The sequence below is a fragment of the Pseudoxanthomonas fibrivorans genome (genome assembly GCF_041464125.1).
In the GTDB taxonomy this organism is placed as follows: Bacteria; Pseudomonadota; Gammaproteobacteria; order Xanthomonadales; family Xanthomonadaceae; genus Pseudoxanthomonas.
In genome coordinates, this window is record NZ_JBGNUG010000001.1 from 1,603,757 (window position 1) to 1,627,294 (window position 23,538).

The 23,538-nt window shown below is 70.5% G+C and carries 16 protein-coding genes; 8 read left to right on the top strand and 8 right to left on the bottom strand.

What is annotated here, in order from left to right; translation table 11 throughout:
• Positions 1-9: 9 nt before the first annotated feature.
• On the bottom strand, positions 10-1,449 hold the full coding sequence (locus tag ACA089_RS07495; protein WP_372015206.1) for an aldehyde dehydrogenase family protein: 1,440 nt from the start codon (positions 1,447-1,449) through the stop codon (positions 10-12).
• 56 nt (positions 1,450-1,505) lie between these two features.
• Positions 1,506-2,513, bottom strand: coding sequence for an AraD1 family protein (araD1, locus tag ACA089_RS07500; protein WP_372015207.1), 1,008 nt, complete (start codon positions 2,511-2,513; stop codon positions 1,506-1,508).
• Between the two features lie 158 nt (positions 2,514-2,671).
• On the opposite strand from araD1, the gene ACA089_RS07505 reads away from it, so the two are divergent.
• Positions 2,672-3,625: a LysR family transcriptional regulator gene (locus ACA089_RS07505; RefSeq protein ID WP_372015209.1), complete on the top strand. Its 954-nt coding sequence runs from the start codon at positions 2,672-2,674 to the stop codon at positions 3,623-3,625.
• Here ACA089_RS07505 and ACA089_RS07510 read toward each other — a convergent pair.
• The 3 genes from ACA089_RS07510 to ACA089_RS07520 form a co-directional block, all read right to left on the bottom strand.
• Positions 3,604-3,951: a hypothetical protein gene (locus ACA089_RS07510; protein WP_372015212.1), complete on the bottom strand. Its 348-nt coding sequence runs from the start codon at positions 3,949-3,951 to the stop codon at positions 3,604-3,606. The genes ACA089_RS07505 and ACA089_RS07510 overlap by 22 nt on opposite strands.
• 117 nt (positions 3,952-4,068) lie before the next feature.
• A complete protein-coding gene (locus ACA089_RS07515; protein ID WP_372015215.1) occupies positions 4,069-5,010 on the bottom strand; it encodes a Gfo/Idh/MocA family protein in 942 nt (313 codons plus the stop codon).
• A 75-nt stretch (positions 5,011-5,085) separates the two neighbouring features.
• Positions 5,086-6,144, bottom strand: coding sequence for an aldose epimerase family protein (locus tag ACA089_RS07520; RefSeq protein ID WP_372015218.1), 1,059 nt, complete (start codon positions 6,142-6,144; stop codon positions 5,086-5,088).
• Between the two features lie 559 nt (positions 6,145-6,703).
• Between ACA089_RS07520 and ACA089_RS07525 the strand changes: the two genes are divergently transcribed.
• A complete protein-coding gene (locus ACA089_RS07525) occupies positions 6,704-9,562 on the top strand; it encodes a TonB-dependent receptor (RefSeq protein ID WP_372015221.1) in 2,859 nt (952 codons plus the stop codon).
• Between the two features lie 73 nt (positions 9,563-9,635).
• Positions 9,636-11,195: an alpha-N-arabinofuranosidase gene (locus ACA089_RS07530; protein WP_372015223.1), complete on the top strand. Its 1,560-nt coding sequence runs from the start codon at positions 9,636-9,638 to the stop codon at positions 11,193-11,195.
• A 364-nt stretch (positions 11,196-11,559) separates the two neighbouring features.
• Here the strand turns inward: ACA089_RS07530 and ACA089_RS07535 are convergent, their stop codons facing one another.
• Genes ACA089_RS07535 through ACA089_RS07545 form a run of 3 tightly spaced genes read right to left on the bottom strand, consistent with a single transcriptional unit; the run spans position 11,560 to position 14,970 of the window.
• Positions 11,560-12,621 carry an arabinan endo-1,5-alpha-L-arabinosidase gene (locus ACA089_RS07535; protein WP_372015225.1) on the bottom strand — a complete coding sequence of 354 codons (1,062 nt, stop codon included), beginning with the start codon at positions 12,619-12,621 and terminating at the stop codon, positions 11,560-11,562.
• Positions 12,618-13,580 (bottom strand): glycoside hydrolase family 43 protein, encoded by a 963-nt coding sequence (locus ACA089_RS07540; protein WP_372015227.1) that lies wholly within the window; start codon positions 13,578-13,580, stop codon positions 12,618-12,620. Before ACA089_RS07540 ends, ACA089_RS07535 begins: the two co-directional genes overlap by 4 nt.
• A gap of 22 nt (positions 13,581-13,602) precedes the next feature.
• On the bottom strand, positions 13,603-14,970 hold the full coding sequence (locus tag ACA089_RS07545) for an MFS transporter (RefSeq protein ID WP_372015229.1): 1,368 nt from the start codon (positions 14,968-14,970) through the stop codon (positions 13,603-13,605).
• A 687-nt stretch (positions 14,971-15,657) separates the two neighbouring features.
• Here ACA089_RS07545 and ACA089_RS07550 point away from each other — a divergent pair.
• From ACA089_RS07550 to ACA089_RS07570, 5 genes are all read left to right on the top strand, one after another.
• Entirely contained in the window at positions 15,658-17,382 is a 1,725-nt protein-coding gene (locus ACA089_RS07550; RefSeq protein ID WP_372015231.1) for an IlvD/Edd family dehydratase, read from the top strand.
• 103 nt (positions 17,383-17,485) lie between these two features.
• Positions 17,486-19,969 (top strand): glycoside hydrolase family 127 protein, encoded by a 2,484-nt coding sequence (locus tag ACA089_RS07555; RefSeq protein ID WP_372015233.1) that lies wholly within the window; start codon positions 17,486-17,488, stop codon positions 19,967-19,969.
• Positions 19,970-20,310: 341 nt separating this feature from the next.
• Positions 20,311-21,327 (top strand): sigma-54 interaction domain-containing protein, encoded by a 1,017-nt coding sequence (locus ACA089_RS07560; RefSeq protein ID WP_372015234.1) that lies wholly within the window; start codon positions 20,311-20,313, stop codon positions 21,325-21,327.
• 368 nt (positions 21,328-21,695) lie between these two features.
• Complete coding sequence (locus ACA089_RS07565; protein ID WP_372015237.1) at positions 21,696-22,016, top strand: hypothetical protein; 321 nt, start codon at positions 21,696-21,698, stop codon at positions 22,014-22,016.
• A 5-nt stretch (positions 22,017-22,021) separates the two neighbouring features.
• The gene (locus ACA089_RS07570; RefSeq protein ID WP_372015240.1) at positions 22,022-23,530 is read left to right on the top strand and encodes a phage tail sheath family protein; all 1,509 of its coding nucleotides are present in this window, start codon (positions 22,022-22,024) and stop codon (positions 23,528-23,530) included.
• Positions 23,531-23,538: the final 8 nt, after the last annotated feature.

Genomic DNA, 23,538 nt, shown 5'->3' on the forward strand with positions numbered 1-23,538 from the left:
GTTGCGGCGTCAGGCCGCGGTATAGGCGGTCTTGACCGTCGTGTAGAACTCCACCGCGTAGCGGCCCTGCTCGCGCGGGCCGTAGCTGGACGCCTTGCGGCCGCCGAACGGCACGTGCGGATCGACGCCGGCGGTCGGCAGGTTGACCATCACCATGCCCGCCTGCGCGTGCCGCTTGAAGTGCGTGGCGTACTTGAGCGAGGTGGTGCAGATGCCGGCGCACAGGCCGAACTCGGTGTCGTTGGCCAGCGCCAGCGCATGCTCGTAGTCGTCGGCGCGCAACAGCGCGGCCACCGGCCCGAAGATCTCCTCGCGGGCCACGCGGTCCGACGGCTTGGCCGCGAACAGGGTCGGCGCCAGGAAGTGGCCCTTGGTCTTCCATTCCACGCGCTCGCCGCCCGCCAGCAGTTCGCCGCCGTCCTCGTGGCCGGCTTGGATGTAGGCCAGGTCGGTGTCCAGCTGCGCCTGGCTGGCGACCGGGCCGATGTCCACGCCCTGTTCCAGCGGATCGCCGACCTTCACCTTGGCCAGGCGCGCCTGGACCTTGGCCACGAACGCGTCGTAGATGCTGTTTTCCACGATCAGCCGGCTAGACGCGGTGCAGCGCTGGCCGGTGGAGAAGTAGGCGCCGTTGACCGCGCATTCCACCGCCTTGTCCAGGTCGGCGTCGGCCAGCACCACCAGCGGGTTCTTGCCGCCCATCTCCATCTGCACCTTCAGCGCGCGCGCCGCGGCCTGCTTCAGCAGCGCGTGGCCGGTGGGCACCGAGCCGGTGAAGGTCAGCGCGTCGAGGCCCCTGTGCTCGACCAGGGCCTGGCCGACCACGCGACCGCTGCCCAAAACCATGTTGAACACGCCCTCCGGCAGGCCGGCGCGCGAGAGGATCTCGGCGATCGCCCAGGCGCAGCCGGGCACGATCTCGGCCGGCTTGAACACCACGGTATTGCCGTAGGCCAGCGCCGGCGCGATCTTCCAGGCCGGGATCGCCAGCGGGAAGTTCCAGGGCGCGATGATGCCGACCGTCCCGACCGGCTCGCGGGTGATCTCCACGTCCACGCCCGGGCGGGTGGAGGCCAGCTTCTCGCCCGGGATGCGCAGCGCCTCGCCGGCGAAGAACTTGAAGATCTGCCCGGCGCGCGCGGCTTCACCGATGCTTTCGCCCAGGGTCTTGCCTTCCTCGCGCGCCAGCAGCCGGCCCAGCTCTTCCTTGCGCGCCAGGATCTCGCTGCCGACGAGGTCGAGGATGTCCGCGCGCTGCTGCGGGTTGGACAGCGACCACTTCGGCAGCGCCGCGGCCGCGGCCTCCACCGCCTGCGCGGTGCGGGCGGCGTCGACGGTGCCGTAGTGGCCGACCGGGCTGGCCAGGTCCGAAGGATTCTCGTCGGCGTGCCCGCCGTCGCCTTCGACCCACTGGCCGGCGATGAAGCTGCTGAAACGCTGTTCGCTCATGACGCGGTATCTCCTTTCATGTCCATCGCGCGGTCGCCGCCGCGCCTGCCGCCACCTTACAGCGCGCGCACGCCGCCCGGCACGAATCCGGACGCGACGGTGCGCAGCGGGTTCGCCAGCGGCGCGCCGAGTTCCGGCAGCTCGATCTCGAACACGTCCCCCGGCACGGCGCGCACGCCGTCGGCGAAGCTCAGGGTCGCGGTACCGAAGAAATGCAGGTGCACGTCGCCCGGGCGCCGGTGCGCGGCGTACTTGAAGTGGTGGTACTCGAGGTTCTCCAGCGAATGGCACATGTTGGCCTCGCCGGTGAGGAAGGGCTTCTCCCAGACCACCGCGCCGTCGCGTTTCAGGCGGCTGGTGCCGCGCAGGTCTCGCGGCAGCGCGCCGGTGCGCAGCTCGGGGCCGACCGCGCAGGCGCGCAGCTTGGAATGGGCCAGGTACAGGTAGTTCTGGCGCTCGGTGACGTGGTCGGAGAACTCGTTGCCGATCGCGAAGCCGAGCCGGTGCGGGGTGCCGTCCGGGCCGATCAGGTACAGCCCGACCAGCTCGGGCTCCTCGCCGCCGTCGAGGGCGAAGTCCGGCGACGGCAGCGGCGCGCCAGGGGCCACCACGATCGCGCCATCGCCCTTGTAGAACCACTCCGGCTGCGCCCCGGCCTTGCCCGCTTCCGGGATGCCGCCTTCCACGCCCCACTGGAACATGCGCATGGAATCGGTGAGCGTGCCGGCGTCGGCCTGCTGCTTCAGGTTCTGGTGCATCGCGTCGCGCGCGGCGGCGCTGCCCAGGTGGGTCAGGCCGGTGCCGGTGACCAGGCAGTGCGCCGGGTCCGGATGATGCAGCGGGCTCAGCACGCGCCCGGCCTGCAGCAGCGCGGGGTAGTCGAGCGCCTCGCCGCCGAGTGCGGCGGCGGCCTGCGCCTCCAGGCTGCGACCGGCGGCCAGCGCGGCGCCGGCCAGTGCCCAGGTCGACTCGACACCGTCGAGCAGGGACGCGCGACGCCCCTCCGCATCGACCACGCCTACCCGCGTGTTCCCGGCATCGTCCCGCAGCTGGATCAGTCGCATCGCCCTTCCGTCCGCGTCAGTGATCGAATGGCACGCCATCCCGGCACAGGCGCGGGGGACGGAACGGGCCGACCTCCATTCTGCCGACTGCAGGAATATGCATCCAATCCATTTTCGTGCATAACATATATGAACATTCATATCTCTGGAGTCGCCACTTGCCCCAGAACGTGCCCTGGTTTGTCCGCGCCCGGCTCAAGACCCGGCAGCTGATGCTGCTGATCGCGATCGACGAGGAAGGCAACATCCATCGCGCCGCCGAAACCCTGGCGATGTCGCAGCCGGCCGCGTCCAAGCTGCTCAAGGACCTGGAGGAGATGATCGGCGTGCCGCTGTTCGAGCGCCTGCCACGCGGCATGGCGCCGACCTGGTACGGCGAGACGATGATCCGGCATGCGCGCATCGCGCTGGCCAGCCTGGGCGAGGCCGGCGCGGAGATCGAGGCGCTCAAGGGCGGCTGGGCCGGCAGCGTCGCCGTGGGCGCCATCGCCGGCCCGGCGATGAGCCTGCTGCCGACCGCGCTGGCGCGCATCGCCCGGCAGCACCCGGACCTGCGGGTGTCGCTGCTGGTGGAAAGCAGCGACGTGCTGCTCGAGCGCCTGGAGCAGAACCGGCTCGATTTCCTGGTCGCACGCCTGTTCGAGCGCCACGACAAGCGCCACCTGCACTACCAGGCGCTGGCCGAGGAAGAGATCTGCGCGATCGCCCGGCCCGGCCATCCGATCCTGGCGCTGGAAAGGCCGGACCTGGCCGAACTGGCGCGCGGCGGCTGGATCGTGCCGCCCGAAGGCAGCGTGCTGCGCCACCGCTTCGAACTGATGTTCCGCGGCGCCGGCCTGCAACCGCCGCGCCAGGTGCTGGCCACCACCGCGCTGATGTTCATGACCAAGATGCTGCAGGAAAGCGACTACATGGCGGTGGTGCCGGTGGACGTGGCCCGCCACTACGCCGAACACGGCATGGTGAGGATCGTGCCGGTGGACCTGTCCTGCCGCATGGACTCGTTCGGCATCATCACCCGGACCGACTGGCTGCTGTCACCCGGCGCGCGGATCGTGCTGCAGGCGCTGCAGGAAACGGCGGCGGAGATCTATGGGGCGCCGCCGACGTAGGACGCCATGGCGACCGGAAAGGTCGTCGTCGCGTCGACGCCCTTCTCGTCGTCATCCGGCGCACGCCGGGATCCAACGCCTGCATTGCGCAAGGGCGCGTATTTCACCGGAATGGCGGACCGTCGGGCCCTGGGCTTCGCCTTCGGGTAAAGCAGGGCTTTCACTCGCCGCTTCGCGTCGAGCGAGTCACTTCTTCTTTGCTTGTGCAAAGAAGAAGTAACCAAGAAGAAAGCACAGCCGGGGACGCGATCCGGCCGCTGCGCGGCCGGTACCCTGCGCTTCTCGCGCCGGCGGGGGACGGCCCACAACTCGCTACGCTCGGACATGTGGGCCTCTTCGCCCCCGCCGCCGCTGCGATGCTCGGCTCGCTTTACCGGCGGGACGGTCAAGGACGAAGGGCAACCGCAACAACGACGGCTGCGACCTAACGACGCGCTTCGGCGTCAGTCGTGGAACGCCTCCACCACCTTGCGCCGGCCGAGCATGAAAGCGTCGGCGACGTGGCGCAGCGGAGCGAGGTCTACGTCGGACTGGCCGGCCTTGATGATCTGGGCGAAGCGCTCGTACAGCGCGGGGTATTCACGCTCCGGCTGTTCGTGCACCAGGCGACCGTCGACCGACAGCTTCGCGCCGCCCTCGGACAGCACCATTTCGCCGGCGTCGGTCGAGGCGACGATGTCCCAGCTCTGGCGGCCGGTCTGGCGCCAGTCGAACTCGGCCGCCAGGTCCAGGCCGGTCGCGTCGCTGAAGGTGATCGACGCGGCGATCGGAGCGTCGCGGTTCTGCGGGAATTCCAGCGTCGCGGCGGTGGCGAACACCGGCCGCGGCAGGATCCGGGTGACGATCGACAGCGCGTTGATGCCCGGATCGAACACGCCCAGGCCACCAGGCTGCCAGATCCATTCCTGGTTCGGGTGCCACTGGCGCACGTCCTCCTTCCAGCTCACGCGCATGGAGCGGATCCGCGTGCCGGCGAGGAAATCGCGCGCGGCCTCCACTGCCGGCGCGTAACGGGAATGCCAGCTGGCGAACAGCGACACGCCCTTGGCGGCGGCCAGCGCGGCGAGGCCTTCGACCTCGGACAGCGTCGCCCCCGGCGGCTTTTCCAGGAACACGTGCTTGCCCGCGGCCAATGCCTTCACCGCCGCCTCGTGGCGGTACTGCGGCGGCATGCACAGCGCTACCGCGTCGATCGACGGCACCGCCGCGAGCATGTCGCCGATCGAGCCGAAGTTTTCGATTCCTTCGACCCGGCCGTGGCGGCTCGCCGCCGCGACCAGCCGGTAGTCGCCGTTGCCGGCCACCGCGGGAAGGTGCTGGTCGCGCACGATCTTGCCGATGCCGACGATCGCCAGGTTGATGGGTGCCACGGGCGTTGTCTCCATGAAGGGCACGGGACCTGCGCAGGACGCGCGATCGACCATGCGGATACGGGTGTGCGGATGGTTGCCGGGCGCGGCTCAGGTGCGATCCAGCGCGGCCACCACCTCGTCCCAGGCGCGATCGCGCCCGGGCGAGGCGAAGCGGTACTCGATCCGGCGGCGGAATACCGTGCCGGGCCGCAGGATCGCGTCGGGGAACGCCGGGCGGTTCGGCGCATCCGGGTAACCCTGCGGTTCCAGGCACAGGCCGCGCCCGATGCCGGGATGCTGCCGGTCCAGCGCATGCCCCCCGTAGAGCTGCAGCGCCGGCGCATCGCTGTCGATCCGCATCGCGATGCCGCTGTGCGGCGAATACAGCATCGCCGCGTGCCGGTGGCCCGCTTCGAGGACCAGGCAGTGGTCGTAGCCGCCGGCGACGCGCAGCTGCGGATCGGATGGATCGGGGGCGGCATCCGGCGTGCGCGCGGCGCGGAAGTCGAACGGCGAGCCGGCCACGGCGGCCACCTCGCCCAGCGGGATCAGCGCGCCATCCACCGGCAGGTAGCCATCGGCAGGCACCTGCAGCCATTGCGCACCCGCCGGCACCGCCGGATCACCGGCGAGGTTGAAGTACGGATGGTGGGTCGGGTTGAAGGGTGTCGGCGCGTCGCACGTGGCCTCGAACTCCAGGCCCAGCCGCGCGCCGTCCAGGCGGTAGGTCGCGCGCACCTCGAGGGTGCCGGGATAGCCCTCCTCGCCCCCGGGCGAGCGGTAGCGCAACGCAAGCATGCCGGGCGCGTGCGCATCCACGCGCCACACCCGGCCGCCGAAGCCGGTGGCGCCACCTTGCAGGTGGTTGCCGCCCTCGTTGGCGGTGAGCTGGTACCGCCTTCCGTCGAGCGTGCAGGCGGCGCCGGCGATGCGGTTGCCGTAGCGTCCCACCAGGATGCCGAGATAGGCCGGATCGTGCTGGTAGGCGCGCGCGTCGGCGAGGCCGAGCACCAGGTTCGTGCGCCCCTGCGCACCGGGAAACTCCAGCCGCGCCAGGATGCCGCCGAGATCGAGGACCTCCGCCGACAGCCCTGCCGCGTCGCCCAGCCGGTAGGCCCGCACCGCGGTCCCGTCGTCGAGCTGGCCGAACGGCCTTCCCCCTGTCATGCGTGTCCGCCCCTCGCCGCGATCCGTCCGCGCGCAGGATAGTGGCGGCCGCGGGCCGCGAACAATGCCGCGCGGGACATAGCTTCCGTGCGGAATGGAATGTCTCCGCCTGTCCGGGCGACACGGAAAAACGGATACGGATTCCTGTATCGCTCGGCTGCGTAAATTCATTGGCGGGTTATACGACCCGACACTATGCTCGGCCTGCTTCCCCTGTGCGCGATGCCGCATCTGCCGAGGAAGCACGGCGCAGGTAGAAGCGCCGCACAACTCGCGATCGAATGCGTCAGGACGTAGACCGGGAGGGGTTGAAAGTGACGACGCTCATGTTCGACGGCATGCCCGCATGCCGTGACGGCGGGCTGTTGCCCGCGTCTCCGCAACACCCGGCCGGCGCCGCGCGCGCCCAAGCCGCCCGCGAACCGCTGCATGCCGGGCCCGCACCCCACGCCGGCCCCGCGCCGCCCCGCACCTGAACCGCCGCGGTGACACCGCGCGCAGGCGGATGCCGGCGCGGCGACACCGCTTCCTTGCACAGAAAGCCCTGGGAGCCACCGCAATGAAGCGTTCGAACCATCGGTCGCACACCCGCCACGCGCGCCTGGCCATGCTGCCGGCCGCGCTGCTGATCGCCCTTTCAGCCGCCGCGCAAGAGGCGCCGAAGACCTGCCCGACGGCCGACGACCCCGACGCACCCTGCCCGGCGCAGGCCGCGGGCGCGAGCGGCAGCGAGGACGGCGCCACTGCCCTGGACCGGATCGAAGTGCGCGGCGTGCGCGCCAGCATGATGGGTGCGCTGGAGCTCAAGCAGGGCTCGATGCAGATCGTCGACGCGATCGTCGCCGAGGACATCGGCAAGTTCCCTGACAACAACCTGGTCGAGGCCCTGCAGCGCGTGACCGGCGTGCAGACCACCGACCGCGGCGGTGGCGAGGTGTCCACGGTGTCGATCCGCGGCCTCAACGACGTCACCACCACCATCAACGGCCGCAACATCTTCACCGCCTCCGGCCGCTCGGTCGCACTGGCGGACATCCCGGCGAGCCTGCTGGCCAGCGTCGACGTCTTCAAGACCCGCTCGGCGGACCTGATCGAGACCGGCATCGCCGGCGTGATCGACATCCACACGCACCGCCCGTTCGACTTCGACGGCAGCCGGGTCGCGGTCGCCGTGCGCGGCATCTACCAGGAACAGGCCGGCAAGGTCGACCCCAACGTCAGCGCGCTGTTCTCCAATGTCTGGGACACGGGCGGCGGCCGCTTCGGCGCGCTGGCCAACCTTTCGTACGCCGAGACCAACTACCGCGACCAGAGCGTGACCGCCGGCGCGATGGTGCCGTTCTTCACCGACGATGCGCCGGCGGGATTCGTCCCCTACCAGCGCATCCCGACCTCGATCGACGGCCAGGAGGTCTGGCAGCCGGGCCTGGTGGCCGGCCTGCCGTTCGCCCCCGGCTCGACCGTGCCGGTCCGCGGCGAGCAGTACGAGTACCTGCTGTCGCGCGACGCCATCTTCGCCAGCGACTTCACCGGCAAGCGCGAGCGGCCCGCGGGCAACGTCTCGCTGCAGTGGGCGCCGAACGAGCGCTCCGAGTACGTGTTCGAGGCGTTCTACAACGGCTACCGCAACGAATCGTTCAACTCGCTGCTGTTCTCGTTCGTGGACTGGTGGGGCGCGCTCGGCCCCAACGCCGCCGACAACATCGAACTCTACCCGGGCACCAACATCATGAAGTCGCGCCAGGGGATCGGCGCCCCCTACAACTTCACCAGCGGCGACCTCACCACCGGCAAGACCGACAGCTACCTGTACGCGCTCGGCGGCACGTGGGAGGTCGGCGACCGCCTGACGCTGAAATCCGAGATCGCCTACCAGGACAGCGAGTTCACCTCCGACTTCTTCGCCATGCGCGCCGACCGGGTGACCCACGAAGTGTGGGTGGACTTCAACAGCGGCGGCGGCAAGCCGGCGTTCGGCTTCGTCGACAACCCGGCGACCCCCGGCGTGGACGAAAGCAACCCGGCCGACCCGGCGCAGTGGGCGATGGCCCAGCTCTACGACAACGCCAACTATGCCAAGGGCGATGCCGCCACCTTCACCTTCGACGGTGATTTCGCCGCCGGCTGGGGCATCCTGGACACGATCGACTTCGGCCTGCGCTACGACGACCGCAGTTCCAGCGAGGGCCAGCGCGTCGGGCCGGACAACGCGTGCGACCGGGCCCTGCCGGACTGCTCGCTGACCGCCAACCCGGGCCTGCTGTCCACCAACAGCGGTTTCTTCGACGGACGCTCCAACGTGCCCGGTTCGTGGGTCGTGCCCAACGGCCACTACATCCGCAGCAACGCCGACTTCTACCGCGAGCTCTATGGCCGGCCCACCGGCGACCAGCTGGTGCTGACCGAGAACTTCAACGTCAACGAAACCAGCACCGCCTTCTACGTCCAGGGCGACTTCGCGACCGAGATCGGCGGGGGGACCTTCGACGGCCAGGTCGGCCTGCGCTACGTGGACGTCGACACCGACATGCGTTTCGGGGACGGCAGCGCCTCGGCCAGCGCTTCCAAGCTGCTGCCCAGCGTGATGCTGCGCTACGGCTTCACCGACAACCTGATGGCGCGCCTGGCCTACGGCGAGACCCTGCGCCGCCCGGGCTTCGCCCAACTCAACCCCAACATCATCTACGTCGAGGACGTCACCAACATCGGCTACGGCACCGCCACCGGCGGCAACCCGGACCTGGCGCCGACCGAGTCGAAGAACTACGACCTGTCGCTGGAGTGGTACTTCTCGCCCGGCAGCGCGATCTACGGCACGCTGTTCCGCCGCGAGATCGAGGGCATGGTGACCGACTTCCGCCGGCGGGTGACCTACCAGAACTACGACTACATCCTGACCCAGCCCGACAACGCCTCCAACGGCGAGCTGGAAGGCCTGGAGCTGGGCGTGGTGTATTTCCCGGAGAGCCTGCCCGGCGTGCTGGACGGCTTCGGCGTGCAGGCCAGCTACACCGCGCTGGACTCCAGCCAGGACGTCCCGGTGACCAACAGCGCCGGCGAAGTGGTGGACACGCTGACCTCGTCGATGTTCGGGATCTCCGACAGCTCCTACAGCGTGGTCCTGGCCTACGAGCGCAACCGGTTCTCCGCGCGCGCCTCGTACGTCTGGCGCGACGACTTCCTGCACCATTACGAGGCGGCGCTGTTCGCCAATCCGCTGGGCGTCTATTTCAATGCCGAGAGCAGCCTGGACCTGCAGCTCAGCTACGACGCCGCCGAGAACTGGACGGTGACCTTCGACGCGACCAACCTGACCAACGAGCTGTACCAGAGCTATTACCAGTACCCGTCGACCCACAACTTCGGCACCGGGCTGTACAGCCGGACCTTCGCCCTCGGCTTCCGCTACCGTTTCTGAGGCACCGCTGCCGGGGCCCGGCGATCGGCGCCCCGGCAGGTTATCCACGCGACGCGACACAGAAGGACACCGCATGCTCAAGCACACCCTGCGCACACTGGCCCTGGCCACCGCCCTCTGCGCCACCGCGCCAGCCGCACTGGCCCAGGCCACGACGCCGGTCAAGGGCACGCTCCGTGCCGACCAGCCGGGCCAGACCGTCAGCCGCAACATCTTCGGCCAGTTCGCCGAGCACCTGGGCTACGGCATCTACGGCGGCATCTGGGTCGGCGAGGACTCGAAGATCCCGAACACGCGCGGCTACCGCAACGACGTGGTCGCGGCGCTGAAGACCCTGCAGGTGCCGGTCGTGCGCTGGCCGGGCGGCTGCTTCGCCGACGAGTACTACTGGCGCGACGGCGTCGGCCCGCGCGGCCAGCGCCGGGTCAAGGTCAACACCCACTGGGGCGGCGTGATCGAGCCGAACACGGTCGGCACCCACGAGTTCATGGAGTTCGCCGAGCTGATCGGCACCGACCCGTACGTCTCCGGCAACACCGGCAGCGGCTCGCCGCGCGAGATGGCCGAGTGGGTCGAGTACATGACCTTCCCCAGGGATTCGTCGCTGGCCGAGGAGCGCCGCCGCAACGGCCGCGACAAGCCGTGGGCGCTGCCCTACTTCGGCATCGGCAACGAACTGTGGGGTTGCGGCGGCAACATGACCGCCGAGCATGCGGCCAACCTGCATCGCCAGTACCAGACCTTCGTCAAGGTGCCCGCCGGGCAGAAGGTCGTGAAAGTCGCCGCCGGCGCCAACAGCGACGACTACCACTGGACCGAAGTGATGATGCGCGACGCGGGCAAGCACATGGATGCCCTGTCGCTGCACTACTACACCATTCCCGGCGGCTGGCCGCCGCGGCAGTCCTCCTACGAATTCGACGAGACCGGCTGGATCGAGGTCCTGCAGGCCGCCCTGAAGATGGACGAGCTGGTGACCAAGCACAGCGCCGTCATGGACAAGTACGACCCGGAGAAGAAGGTCGCGCTGTACGTCGACGAGTGGGGCACCTGGTACGCCGGCCTGCCGGGCGTGAACCCGGGCTTCCTGCACCAGCAGAACACGCTGCGCGACGCGCTGGTGGCCTCGCTGCACTTCGACATCTTCAGCAACCACGCCGACCGGGTGAAGATGGCCAACATCGCGCAGATGGTCAACGTGCTGCAGGCGATGATCCTGACCCGCGAGGGCGAGATGGTGCTGACCCCGACCTACCACGTGTTCGAGATGTACAAGCCGTACCAGGACGCGACCCACCTGCCGCTCGACCTGCAGTCGCCGCGCTATACCCACGGGAAGGCCTCGGTGCCGGCGGTGCACGGCTCGGCGGTGAAGGCGAAGGACGGCCACGTGTACGTGGCGCTGACCAACCTGGATCCCGACACCGCCGCGAGCGTCACCACGTCCGTGGCCGGCCTGTCGCCGACCGCCGTGACCGGGCGGATCCTGACCGCACCGGCGATCACCGCGCACAACACGTTCGAGGCGAAGGACACCGTGGCACCGAAGGCGTTCACCGGTGCCCGCGTGGAAGACGGCACGCTGAAGGTCGACCTGCCGGCCAAGTCGGTGGTGATGCTGCAGCTACGCTGAGCCACGGGCGATGCGATCGGGAAGGGAGCGCCCCGGCGCTCCCTTCTTCGCCGGGGGTCTCGCCACGGCGTCGGCAGGCCTGCCATGCCGCCTGCGCGGGCGCGGTCCGCCGCCGTCGCCGCGGCGCCGCGATCGCCCGGTGCTGACGCGACGCACCACCGTGGACATGCGGATCGCCGACCGGCAGTACGTCGTGGCCATGTCGTGATCGTGGCGTGGGTGGCCAGGCCCGCCGGCGAGTCGAGTGGGTGCCGTCCCGCGGACGCGGCGGTCCAGGCGGCGATACCAGACTCCGCTGCGCCGGGGCGATCGAGCGCCCTCGCGACCCGCGCCGGGCGGGACATGGGCCGCTGGCCGACGCGGCTCAGCGCAACGGGGTGGCGTCCACCCTGGGCCAGCCGTCCCGGTCCCATTGCATCGGCAGCACCTTCAGCTTCGGCTTGCCGCCATCCTCGATGTCATAGGCATGGAACACGAGGTAGTCCGTGCCATCGAAGGTATAGGCGCTGTTGTGGCCCGGGCCGGGCCAGCGCGCAGTGCCGCGCAGCACCTCGCTGCCGCCGCCCCGGTCCATGCGCTTGCCGTCGCGGTCCAGGTACGGGCCCTGCAGGTCGCGCGAGCGGCCGACCATGACCCGGTAGTCGCTCTTGGCGCCGCGGCAGCAGTGGTCGAAGGAGACGAACAGGTAGTACCAGCCGTCCTTGCGGAACACGAACGGCGCCTCGATCGCGCCGGGCTCCGGGCTGGCATCGTCCGCGAACGGCGGACGTTCGCGCCGGGCCAGCGTACGCCATTCCTGCGGCTCGGCCAGGCCGAGCCGGTCCGGGCGCAGCTTCACCAGCTTCAGCCCGCCCCAGAACGAGCCGAACGCCATCCACGGCGTGCCGTCGGCGTCCTCGACCAGGTTCGCGTCGATCGCATTCCACAGGTCGCGGTGCGGCACCGAACGCAGGACGATGCCGTGGTCGACCCAGCGGAAGGCCGGATCGGCCCGGTCGAGCGTGGTGTTGGTGGCCACGCCGATGGCCGAGGTGTTCTTCCCGCCGGTGGAGATCGAATAGAACAGGTGGTAGGTGCCGTCGTGGTACGAGATGTCGGGCGCCCAGACATGGCCGTTGAACTTCGGCACGACCTCGTAGGCCCACGCCGGGATGTCCGCGAACACCGGCGGCTCGGCCTTCCAGGTCCGCAGGTCGCGCGAGCTGTAGACGGTGATGCCCGGCCCGGTGACGAACAGGTACCAGGTGTCGCCCTGGCGGATCATCACCGGGTCGTGGGCGAGCACGTCGGCCCAGTAGCCGGGCCGTGGCGTGGCCACCGGCGGGCTTTCCATCATGTCTTCGTTGTTGGGCCGGGGCGGCTCGGCCGCGGCCGGCAGAGCCAGGGCGCAGGCCAGCGCCAGCGCGGCGCGGCGCACCCGGCTCACGCGCCCGCCTCGGGCAGTTCGAACTCGCGCAGCGGCCGGCCGAACACCGGCATGCCGTCGGCATCCCACCGCAGCGGCTGCACGCAGGCGTGGCGATCGGGATTCCACAGCGGGTCGCCTTCGATCTCGCGGTAGTTGCGCGCGTGGTAGACCAGCAGGTCGGTGCCGTCGGCGGCCACGGTGAAGCTGTTGTGGCCGGGGCCGTAGACGCCGCTCTCGGCATCGGTGACGAACACCGGCCGCGGCGACTTGTGCCAGCTGGCCGCGTTGAGCAGGTCGCTGTCCGCATCGGCCCAGACGAGGCCGACGGCGTAGCGCTCGTCGGTAGCGCTGGCCGAATAGGTGCAGAACACCCGGCCATGGCGCACCAGCACGGACGGCCCTTCGTTCACCAGGAAGCCCTGGATTTCCCAGTCGTACTCCGGCCGGGTCAGCAGCACCGGCTCGCCCCTGATCCGGGTGGGCGTCTCCATATCCGCGATGTAGAGGTTGGAGTTGCCGGGGATGTCCGGATGCTTCTGCGCCCACAGGTAGTAGCGCCGGCCGCGGTGGCTGAAGCTGGTGGCGTCCAGGCAGAAGGCGTCGATCCCGCTGTCGACCACACCGGCGAATTCCCACAGGCCCTGCATCGGGTCCGGCGACGGGTTGCGCAGTGCGTACATGCGGTGCTGGAAAAGCCCATCCCGTATCTCGCGCGATGGCGCGGCGGCGAAGTACACGACCCAGCCGTCGTCGGCGCGGTGCAGCTCCGGCGCCCAGACCAGCGCGCTGGCGGGACCCTCCGGCGGCGCGCGCCACAGGGTCTTCTCCGGCGCCTCGGCCAGCCCGGGCAGGGTCGCCGAAGCCCGCAGCACCACCCGGTCGTAGGCCGGCACCGAGGCGGTGAAGTAGTACGTCCCGTCGTGCCGGGATATATGCGGATCGGCGCGGTTGGGGATGAAGGGGTTGCTCAGCTTCATGGGTCTCGCCTGCCGTGCGCGGTCATGCCGCAGGGGCCTGGTGGAGGATCTTCTGCCTGATCTGCTGGTAGTAGCCGTCGCTGATCCGGTACCAGAACATCACCGCGCCCATCAGCGCGTGGAACAGGCCGGGGATGACGGTCAGCATCAGCGCGATGCCGTCGAGCGCGTGCGGCGTCTGCGCCTGGTCGGGCACGTACTGGAACCAGGCCAGCAGCCAGCCGACGATCGCGCCGGCGATCCCCATGCCGGCCTTCTGGAAGAAGGAGATCCCGCCCATCGACAGGCCGGCCACGCGCTTGCCGCTGCGCGCTTGGCCGTAGTCGACCGCCTCGACAATGGCCGACCAGAACACCGGCGCATGCAGGTCGACGATGAAGCAGATCAGGAAATAGAAGACGAACGCGGCGGCCACGTCGCCCGGGCCGACCAGGAAGTACATGGCCAGGCTCAGCGCGCCGACCAGCAGCTGGCTCCAGCGGAACAGCGCGACCTTGCAGTAGCGCTTGGTGATCCAGGTCGAGGCGACCATGGCCAGGATCGCCGCGACCACCCCGGTGGCCATGAACGCCGACATCAGCTTCGCGTCGCCGCCCAGGAAGTATTTGGCGTAGTACGCGGCGACCGAGCCGCGGACGACATAGCCGACGGTGCCGATCACGCACACCGCGCACAGCAGCAGCCACTGGTCGTTGCGCAGCAGCAGGGCGAACTGCTCCTTCAGCGGGGTGCGGTCGACCTCGTGCTTGACCCGCTCGGTGGTGGTGAAGAAGCAGAACAGGAACAACGCCGTGGCCATCGCCCCCATCAGCCCCATCGCCAGCTGGTAGCCGCGTGCCAGGTCGCCGCCGCCCCAGGACACGGCCAGCACCGGCACCAGGATGGTGACCATGAACGCGGCCACCTTGGCGAAGAACAACCGGTAACCGTTGGCCGACAGCCGCTCCTTCGGATCGGCCGTGAGCACGCCGATCAGCGAGATGTAAGGAATGGTCACCGCGGTGAACACCAGGGTGACCAGGGTATAGGTCGCGTAGGCCCAGACCAGCTTGAGGTTGTAGTCCAGGTCCGGGGTGGTGAAGGTCAGGGTCACCGAGATTCCGAACGGCACCGCCATCCACAGGAACCAGGGCCGGTAGCGGCCCCAGCGGGTCTCGATGCGGTCGGTGACCATCCCCATCAGCGGGTCGGTCACCGCGTCGATCATGCGCACGACGATGAACAGCACGGCCACGTCGGCAGGCCGCAGGCCGAACACGTCGGTATAGAAGAAGGTGATGATCAGCATCATCGACGAGATGACGACGTTCACCGCCATGTCGCCGGCGCCGAAGCCGATCTTCTCGATCAGTCCGAGCCTATGGTCCTGTACGGACGTCTGGTCCTGCATTGCCCCTCCTCGAGAGCGCCGCCGATTCGCACCACCCTGCTCCGCGCGCCCTCCAGCGCCCCCGCGTCGCCGCGGTGCCGTCCCCGGCCCGCGGGACGGCGCGTGGTTTCATTCTGGGTCGAGGCCCGATGTGCAACAAATACGGAAATCGCCGACGTCCATACCGGATTCGATATGCACCGCGGGTCGGCGGCGAGGTGCGGGGGTGCACGGGAGTGATGCCCCTGCGAATGTCCCCCGGCATCGGTGGAGCCGGTGCCTCCTCCCTGATTTTGCCCCCACGGGCATCACACCCGTGCCTGACGACATGGTCGGCGCTGCAGGACGGGCGAAGCGAAGTCCGCCCGCCCTTCGAGGCGCCGAGCCACGTCGGGGAGGCCTGGTGCGTTGCCCTTCGTAGCGAAGTCAAGGAGGACGTACCGGCCACCGGCCGGCGCCGGGGGACATTCGCGGAGAAGGGCAACGCACCAGGCCCTCGCCCACCCCCACCGCCGCTCGCTCGACCGCTTCGCCCACGCACCCGACCATCCCCGTGCACCCAATTGCAATACGCGTATCGGTTCCCCTGCGTTTGTTATTTTTCGAGCATCCCCTTGCCCGGTAGCATCGTTTCCGCAACCGGTTGCCCTGCCCGACAGGCGTGGCGCCGGCCAGTCGATTCCATATCCGGGCAGGGATCCCGACCGCATGAGCGATTCCAGCACACCGCCCTTCCGCAGCCGCCAGTGGTTCGGCCGCGGAGGCAAGCAGGGGTTCTACTACCGCAGCTGGCTCAAGGGCCTGGGCCTGCCGCACGACATGTTCGACGGCCGCCCGGTGATCGGCATCTGCAACACCTGGTCGGAACTGACCCCGTGCAACAGCTCGCTGCGCGAGCTGGCCGAGCACGTCAAGCGCGGCGTCTACGAGGCCGGCGGCTTCCCGCTGGAATTCCCGGTGATGTCGCTGGGCGAGACCCAGGTCCGGCCCACCGCCATGCTGTTCCGCAACCTGGCCTCGATGGACGTGGAGGAATCGATCCGCGCCAACCCCATCGATGGCGTGGTCCTGCTGATGGGCTGCGACAAGACCACCCCCTCGCTGATGATGGGCGCGGCCAGCGTCGACCTGCCGACCATCGGCGTTTCCGCCGGCCCGTCGCTGTCGGGCAACTGGCGCGGCAAGCCGCTCGGCTCGGGCACCGGCGTGATCGAGATGTCGGAGATGGTCCGCGCCGGCACCCTCACCCAAGAGGAATTCACCGAGGCCGAGGCCTGCATGCAGCGCTCCAAGGGCAGCTGCATGACCATGGGCACCGCTTCGACCATGGCCAGCATGGTCGAGGCGCTGGGCATGTCGCTGCCGGAGAACGCGGCGATCCCGGCGGTCGATGCGCGCCGCTTCCGCCTGGCCCACCTGTCCGGCCGGCGCATCGTCGAGATGGTCCGCGAGGACCTGCGCATGTCGAAGGTGCTGACCCGCGAGGCGTTCGCCAACGCGATCCGCGCCAATGCCGCGATCGGCGGTTCCACCAACGCGGTGATCCACCTGCTGGCGATCGCCGGCCGGCTCGGCGTGCCGCTGTCGCTGGAGGACTGGGACGCGATCGGTTCGCGCCTGCCCTGCCTGGTCAACCTCAAGCCGTCGGGCCAGTACCTGATGGAGGACTTCTACTACGCCGGCGGCCTGCCGGCGGTGCTGCGCGAGATCTCCGGACACCTGGACCTTGGCGCGCTGACCGTCACCGGGCGCAGCCTGGGCGAGAACATCGCCGAGGCGCCGTGCTGGAACCAGGACGTGATCCGGCCGCTGGACCAGCCGCTGCGGCCGGAAGCCGGCATCGCCGTGCTGCGCGGCAACCTGGCCCCGGACGGCGCGGTGATCAAGCCTTCGGCGGCGTCGCCGCACCTGCTCAAGCACCGCGGCCGGGCCGTGGTGTTCGAGGACATCGAGGACTTCAAGGCGCGCATCGACGACGAGGCGCTGGACATCGACGAGACCTGCGTGATGGTGCTGAAGAACTGCGGCCCGCGCGGCTATCCCGGCATGGCCGAGGTCGGCAACATGCCGCTGCCACCCAAGCTGCTGCGGCGCGGGGTGACCGACCTGATCCGGATCTCCGACGCGCGCATGAGCGGCACCGCCTACGGCACCGTGGTCCTGCACGTGTCGCCGGAAGCGGCGGCCGGCGGCACCCTGGCGCTGGTGCGCGAGGGCGACTTCATCGAACTGGACGTGGCCGCCCGGCGCCTGCACCTGGACGTGTCCGAGGAAGAACTGGCGCGCCGGCGCGCCGGATGGACGCCGCTGCCGGCACCGGCGCGCGGCTGGGCCAAGCTGTACGTCGACCACGTGCAGCAGGCCCACCTGGGTGCCGACCTCGACTTCCTGGTCGGCGGCAGCGGCGGCGACGTCGGACGTGACTCGCACTGATTATCCGGGCCTTCGCCTCGCACCTGTCCGCCCCGGACGGAACTCCCGTGCAGGGTGAGGCGTCCTTCTTCGCTGCGCGGCCGCGCAGGCGTACCGCCTGACCATGGCGGCGCACCGCGCGGCCGTCGACCTGGAACGCCGCAGGCTGCTGGCCGCGCTCGGCTCGGCGGCGCTGCTGCCGGTGCTGCCGACGCCGGCACTGGCCGGCGGAGCCGGCGGCGGCGCACCCGACCCGTTGCACTTCTTCGGGCCGGACGCGGTCAGCCTCGGCACCGGGCCGTTCGCCCGCTCCAGCGCCCTCAACCTGCGCTACCTGGCCGCGCTGGACATGGACCGGCTGCTGGCGCCCGCGCGGATCGAGGCCGGCCTGCCCTCGCCGGCGGCCAGGTATCCCAACTGGGAGTCGATGGGCCTGGACGGCCACACCGCGGGCCACTACCTGTCCGCGCTGGCCCTGCACGCCGCGCAGGGCGATGCGGAGATGCGGCGCCGGCTGGCGTACATGGTCGACGCGCTGGCCGAATGCCAGCGTGCGAACGGCGACGGCTACGCCGGCGGCGTCCCCGACGGCCGACGGCTGTGGGACCGGATCGCCGCCGGCGACTTCGAGGCCGGGTCGTTCTCGCTGGAAGGCGCCTGGGTGCCGTTCTACAACCTGCACAAGACCTTCGCCGGCCTGCGCGATGCGTGGTGGCTGGCCGGCAGCGCGCAGGCGCGCGAGGTGCTGGTGGGCTTCGCCGACTGGGCCGGCCGGCTGGTCGCCCACCTCGACGACGTGCAGCTGCAGCGCGTGCTCGACACCGAGCACGGCGGCATGAACGAGGTGCTGGCCGATGTGTACGCCATCACCGGCGAGCGCCGCTACCTGGCGCTCGCGCGGCGCTTCTCGCACCGCCCGCTGCTCGACCCGCTGCTGCGGCGCGAGGACCGGCTCGACGGCCTGCACGCCAACACCCAGATCCCCAAGGTGATTGGTTTTGCCCGGATCGGCGAGCTCGACGGCGACGAGGCCTGGATCGACGCGGCGCGCTTCTTCTGGGAAACGGTGGCCCTGCGCCGCAGCATCGCCTTCGGCGGCAACAGCGTGCGCGAGCACTTCAATTCGGCCGGCGATTTCGCGCCGATGCTGCAGTCGCGCGAAGGCCCGGAAACCTGCAACAGCTACAACATGCTCAAGCTGACCCTGCTGCTGGACCGGCTGCGCCCGGACCCTCGGCATGCGGACTTCTACGAGCGCACGCTGTTCAACCACATCCTCTCGACCCAGCATCCGCAGCATGGCGGGCTGGTCTACTTCACCCCGATCCGGCCGCGCCACTACCGGGTGTACTCGCAGCCACAGGAATGCTTCTGGTGCTGCGTCGGCAGTGGCATGGAGAACCACGGCCGGCACAGTGCGTTCGCCTATGCGCACGACGACGGCGCGCTGCGGGTCAACCTGTACCTGGATTCGGAGGTGCGCTGGCGCGAGCGTGGCCTGGTGCTGCGCCAGGAAACCCGCTTCCCCGAGGCGCCGCGCAGCACGCTGCGGCTCGCGCTCGAGCGGCCGGCGACCTTCGCGCTGGAGTTGCGCCATCCGCACTGGCTGGAAGGCCCGCTGCGCGTGCAGGTCAACGGCCGCGCGTGGCCGCTCGCGTCCACGCCCAGCTCGCCTGCGCGCATCGAACGGCGATGGAAGGACGGCGACCGGGTCGAGGTCGAGCTGCCGATGCGCACGCGGATCGAACCGCTGCCGGACGGTTCGGACTGGGTCGCGGTGATGCATGGCCCGCTGATGCTCGCCGCGCGCACCGGCGAAGCGTCGCTGGAGGGACTGGTCGCCGACGCCGGTCGCGGCAGCCATATCGCCCCCGGCCCCTACCTGCCGCTGGACGGCGCGCCGATGCTGGTCGGCGCGCGCGACGCACTCGCCAGCGGCATCGTGCCGGTACCGGGCGAGGCGCTGGTGTTCAGCGCCGCCGCACTGGTACGGCCCGCCGGGGCCGGCGACCTGCGGCTGGAACCGTTGCACCGGATCCACGACGCGCGCTACATGGCCTACTGGCGCACCACGACCGCCGCCGAATACCCGGCGGTGGTGGCCGCGATCGAGGCCGCCGAGCGCGAGCGCCAGGCCCTGGACGCGCGCACCCTGGACCAGGTGCAGCCCGGCGAGCAGCAACCCGAGGTCGACCACGCCTTCACCGGGAGCGACAGCGCGACCGGGACCTTCCTCGGCCGCGCCTGGCGCGATGCAGGCGGCCGCTTCTCCTACCGGCTTTCGGCGCGCCGGGAAACGGCGCCGGGCACGCCACTGGCGCTGCAGCTGACGCTGTTCGGCGGCGAGTGGCAGGCCGGCATGGACGTGGCCGTCGAGGGTCGCACGCTGGCGACGATCGCCATGGACGGGGGCGGCGCGGACGATTTCGTCGAGAAGCTGATCCCGCTGCCGGCGGACCTGGCGGCATGCGCGCGCACGGCGCCGGTCGAAGTCGGGTTCATCGCCAGCCCGGGCCGGCGCACGCCCCGCCTGTTCGAGCTGCGCCTCGTCGCCGCCACCACGTCGGCCGACGCGACGCGCCCCCGGCGTTCCGCCACCCCGACTTGAGACCCCGCGCCGCCGCCTCTGCGCCGTTGCCGCGCTCCCGCCGCGGATGCGACGCCGCCGCGGGCGCCTATGACGCACCCCGCTCGCTGGCGGGATCCATCGGGGTCGCCGCGTGTCGCGAACAGGCGCGGACGCGCGCGCATCGGCATCGAAACGCGAGATGCATCGACGCCTCCACCGGCGGGCCCGGTCCTTCGCGCGCGGACGGGCGGCTGTCCTGATCCGTCCGGGCACCGCGTTGTAGAAGTCGAACCGGCTGTCGCGCGACAGTCCGTATCCCGGCCAGCTCCGGTGCCGCGGTCCCGCCCGCGGCGGGCGGGCGCCGCTGCGAGGACGTCACGATGACAAGGACCCAGTCCCTCGACACGCCGCCGGCGTGGGAACAGGCCACCGCCGGCATCCGGCCGCTGCACGGGATGCTCGGCAGTTCGCCCGCGTTCCAGCGCATGACCGACGCGATCCGCCTGCTCGCCCGTTCCGACGCGCCGGCGCTGGTCGATGGCGAGACCGGTTCGGGCAAGGAACTCGCCGCGCGCGCGGTGCACTACCTGGGCGAACGCCGCGCCCGCCCGTTCGTCCCGGTCAACTGCGGCGCGATCCCGGAAACGCTGTTCGAGTCGGAGCTGTTCGGCCATGCCCGTGGCGCGTTCACCGACGCCCGCGGCGCCCGCGTGGGCCTGGTGACGCATGCCGACGGGGGCACCCTGTTCCTGGACGAGATCGACACCCTGCCGGCCAAGGGCCAGGTCGCGCTGCTGCGCTTCCTCCAGGACCGGCGCTACCGGCCGCTCGGCCAGTCCAGCGAACTGGTGTCCGACGCGCGCATCATCGCCGCGAGCAACCGGTCGCTGGAGCGCGAAGTCGAACAGGGCCGCTTCCGCAGCGACCTGCTCTACCGGTTGAACATCCTGCACCTGCGCGTGCCGCCGCTGCGCGAACGCCGCGAGGACATCCTGCTGCTGGCGCGCCATTTCGCCGCGACCTATGCCGCGCGCTACGGCCTGTGCGGCCACCGCATCGGCGCCGGCCTCGGCGACTGGCTGCAGCACCATCCATGGCCCGGCAACGTGCGCGAACTCGAGAACACCGTCCACCGGCTGGTCCTGCAGTGCGATGGGGACGTGCTCCATGACCCGCAACTGCCGGCGTGCCCTGTCGACGAAGCCCGCGCCCGCGCCTTCAAGCGGGCCAAGGCCGAGGCCATCGCCTCGTTCGAGCGCCGCTACCTGGACCAGGTGATGGCCGAGACCGGCGGCAACGTCAGTGCCGCCGCACGCCTGGCCCAGACCGATCGCCGGGCGCTGGGACGCCTGCTCAAGAAGCACGGCCTGGATTGCGGGCGCTACCGGGCGGGCTGAGCCCGACGACATCGAGGGCGATCGCCGTCGGCGCGCATGTGCACCGGGCGCGGCCGGCCGCGCCGCGCGTTCCGTGCCCGCTCGCCATCCACGCTCCCGTGTCGTCATGCCGTGCACCGCGGCACGCGGCCTGGCGGCCGTACTGCGGCAACCCGGCCCCAACCCCCGGGTCGAAATCGTCCCACCCCCGCTGCGCCCGGTGGTGCGGGGCCGTGCGCCGCTGCCCGGCCAAACTGCCGCAGCCACGCCGGGTACTCCCTGTCCCGCCCCACGCCCGGCAGGCCCCGCAAGTCGTTGTTCCTGCGGGGGATGCGGCCTTGGCATGGCCCCTGCGTGATCGCAGCAACAGGCCACACGCAGGTGCAGCCATGCCGGCAGGCACACGACGGCCGATCGGGGAACTCCGCGATGCGTTGCGCAGCTATCTCGCCGGGCATCCGGACGCCGCCGACGGGCTCGAGGGCATCCGCTGGTGGTGGCTGCCGTCGCACCTGCAGGGGGTGGGCCGCGAACGCCTGCACATGGCGCTGATGGACCTGGTCGAACGCAACGAAATGCTGTGCACCACCCTGCCCGACGGTACCGAGCTGTACGCGCGTGCCGCCGCCAGCCGCGACGCGGAACCGGGCGCAGGCCGCGTCCTCTCGATCGTCGCGCCCACGACGACACCTCCCGAAACGAAGGAGTAGCTTCAATGCCAGCCGCGCTCACCTATCCAGGCGTCTACATCGAGGAAGTCCCCAGCGGCGTCCGCACGATCACCGGCGTGGCGACGTCGGTCGCGCTGTTCATCGGCTGGGCCGGGCGCGGCCCCCTCGACCGTGCGGTACGGATCACCGGCTTCCCGGAATACGAACGCCATTTCGGCGGCCTCGACCAGCGCACGCTGCTGGGCTACTCGGTCAAGCACTTCTTCGACAACGGCGGCGCCGATGCCTACGTGCTGCGCCTGGCCAGCACCGGGGCGGACGACGACGCCGACAACGCCGCCAGCGCCGGCGCCAGCAGCGGCGACCTGGCCTTCACCGCCAGTTCCCCGGGCGCGTGGGCCAACGCGTACCGCGTGCGCGTCACCCAGCGCGCGGACGACACCACGCGCTTCAAGCTGGAGGTGCTGGACGATCCCGCCGACGACACCGCCGTGGTGGAGGTCTTCGAGAACCTGTCGATGGACCCGGCCGATGCGCGCTTCGTCGAGGACGTGGTCAACGGCCGCTCGCAGGCGATCGTGGTGGAAGCGACGGGTACGACGACGCCGTCGGACGGAACCACCGGCCTGGACGACGGCGACAGCGGCGCGGACGGGGTGGTGTGGGACGCCGACGATGGCGAGTTCCAGGCCGCGCTCCTGGCCAGCTTCGGCCTGGGCACGCCGACCGACCGCATCGACCTGTTCAACCTGGTGTGCGTGCCGGGCCTCACCGATCCGGATACGGTGACCACGCTGCAGACCCGCTGCCGCCAGCGGCGCGCCTTCCTGATCGTCGATGCGCCGGAGGGCACGCCCCTCGCCGACATGCCGGGCGTGCAGTCCGGCCTGTCCGGCACCGACGGCCACTATGCGGCGCTCTATTACCCGTGGGTGCGTTCGCCGGACCCGCTCAAGCAGGGCGCGCGCCGGCCGTTTCCGCCCTGCGGCTTCGTCGCCGGCGTGTTCGCGCGCACCGATGCGGGCCGCGGCGTGTGGAAGGCACCCGCCGGCATCGACGCCGGACTCAACGGCGCCTCGGAGCTGGAGGTGGCGCTGAGCGACGCCGAGAACGGGCAACTGAACCCGCTCGGGATCAACTGCCTGCGCTCGCTGCCGGTGTACGGCTCGGTGGTCTGGGGCGCGCGCACGCTGCACGGCCACAACGACCGCGCCTCGGAGTGGAAGTACGTGCCGGTGCGGCGCCTGGCGCTGTTCCTCGAGGAGAGCCTGTACCGCGGCACGCAGTGGGTGGTGTTCGAGCCGAACGACGAGCCGCTCTGGGCGCAGATCCGCCTGAACATCGGCGCCTTCATGCAGAACCTGTTCCGCCAGGGCGCGTTCCAGGGCAGCACGCCGCGCGAGGCCTACTTCGTCAAGTGCGACCGCGAGACCACCACGCAGACCGACATCAACCTCGGCATCGTCAACATACACGTGGGCTTCGCACCGCTGAAGCCCGCCGAATTCGTGGTGATCAGGCTGCAGCAGATCGCCGGCAACATCGCCACCTGAGGAGCGCG

Bases quoted from the DNA above. Each gene is read 5' to 3' on its own strand.
- araD1 (WP_372015207.1), bottom strand. From the start codon at position 2,513: ATGCGACTGATCCAGCTGCGGGACGATGCCGGGAACACGCGGGTAGGC.
- ACA089_RS07545 (WP_372015229.1), bottom strand. From the start codon at position 14,970: ATGCAGGACCAGACGTCCGTACAGGACCATAGGCTCGGACTGATCGAG.
- ACA089_RS07565 (WP_372015237.1), top strand. From the start codon at position 21,696: ATGCCGGCAGGCACACGACGGCCGATCGGGGAACTCCGCGATGCGTTG.
- ACA089_RS07515 (WP_372015215.1), bottom strand. From the start codon at position 5,010: ATGGAGACAACGCCCGTGGCACCCATCAACCTGGCGATCGTCGGCATC.
- ACA089_RS07525 (WP_372015221.1), top strand. From the start codon at position 6,704: ATGAAGCGTTCGAACCATCGGTCGCACACCCGCCACGCGCGCCTGGCC.
- ACA089_RS07570 (WP_372015240.1), top strand. From the start codon at position 22,022: ATGCCAGCCGCGCTCACCTATCCAGGCGTCTACATCGAGGAAGTCCCC.
- ACA089_RS07495 (WP_372015206.1), bottom strand. From the start codon at position 1,449: ATGAGCGAACAGCGTTTCAGCAGCTTCATCGCCGGCCAGTGGGTCGAA.
- ACA089_RS07555 (WP_372015233.1), top strand. From the start codon at position 17,486: ATGGCGGCGCACCGCGCGGCCGTCGACCTGGAACGCCGCAGGCTGCTG.
- ACA089_RS07550 (WP_372015231.1), top strand. From the start codon at position 15,658: ATGAGCGATTCCAGCACACCGCCCTTCCGCAGCCGCCAGTGGTTCGGC.
- ACA089_RS07530 (WP_372015223.1), top strand. From the start codon at position 9,636: ATGCTCAAGCACACCCTGCGCACACTGGCCCTGGCCACCGCCCTCTGC.
- ACA089_RS07520 (WP_372015218.1), bottom strand. From the start codon at position 6,144: ATGACAGGGGGAAGGCCGTTCGGCCAGCTCGACGACGGGACCGCGGTG.
- ACA089_RS07540 (WP_372015227.1), bottom strand. From the start codon at position 13,580: ATGAAGCTGAGCAACCCCTTCATCCCCAACCGCGCCGATCCGCATATA.
- ACA089_RS07510 (WP_372015212.1), bottom strand. From the start codon at position 3,951: ATGTCCGAGCGTAGCGAGTTGTGGGCCGTCCCCCGCCGGCGCGAGAAG.
- ACA089_RS07560 (WP_372015234.1), top strand. From the start codon at position 20,311: ATGACAAGGACCCAGTCCCTCGACACGCCGCCGGCGTGGGAACAGGCC.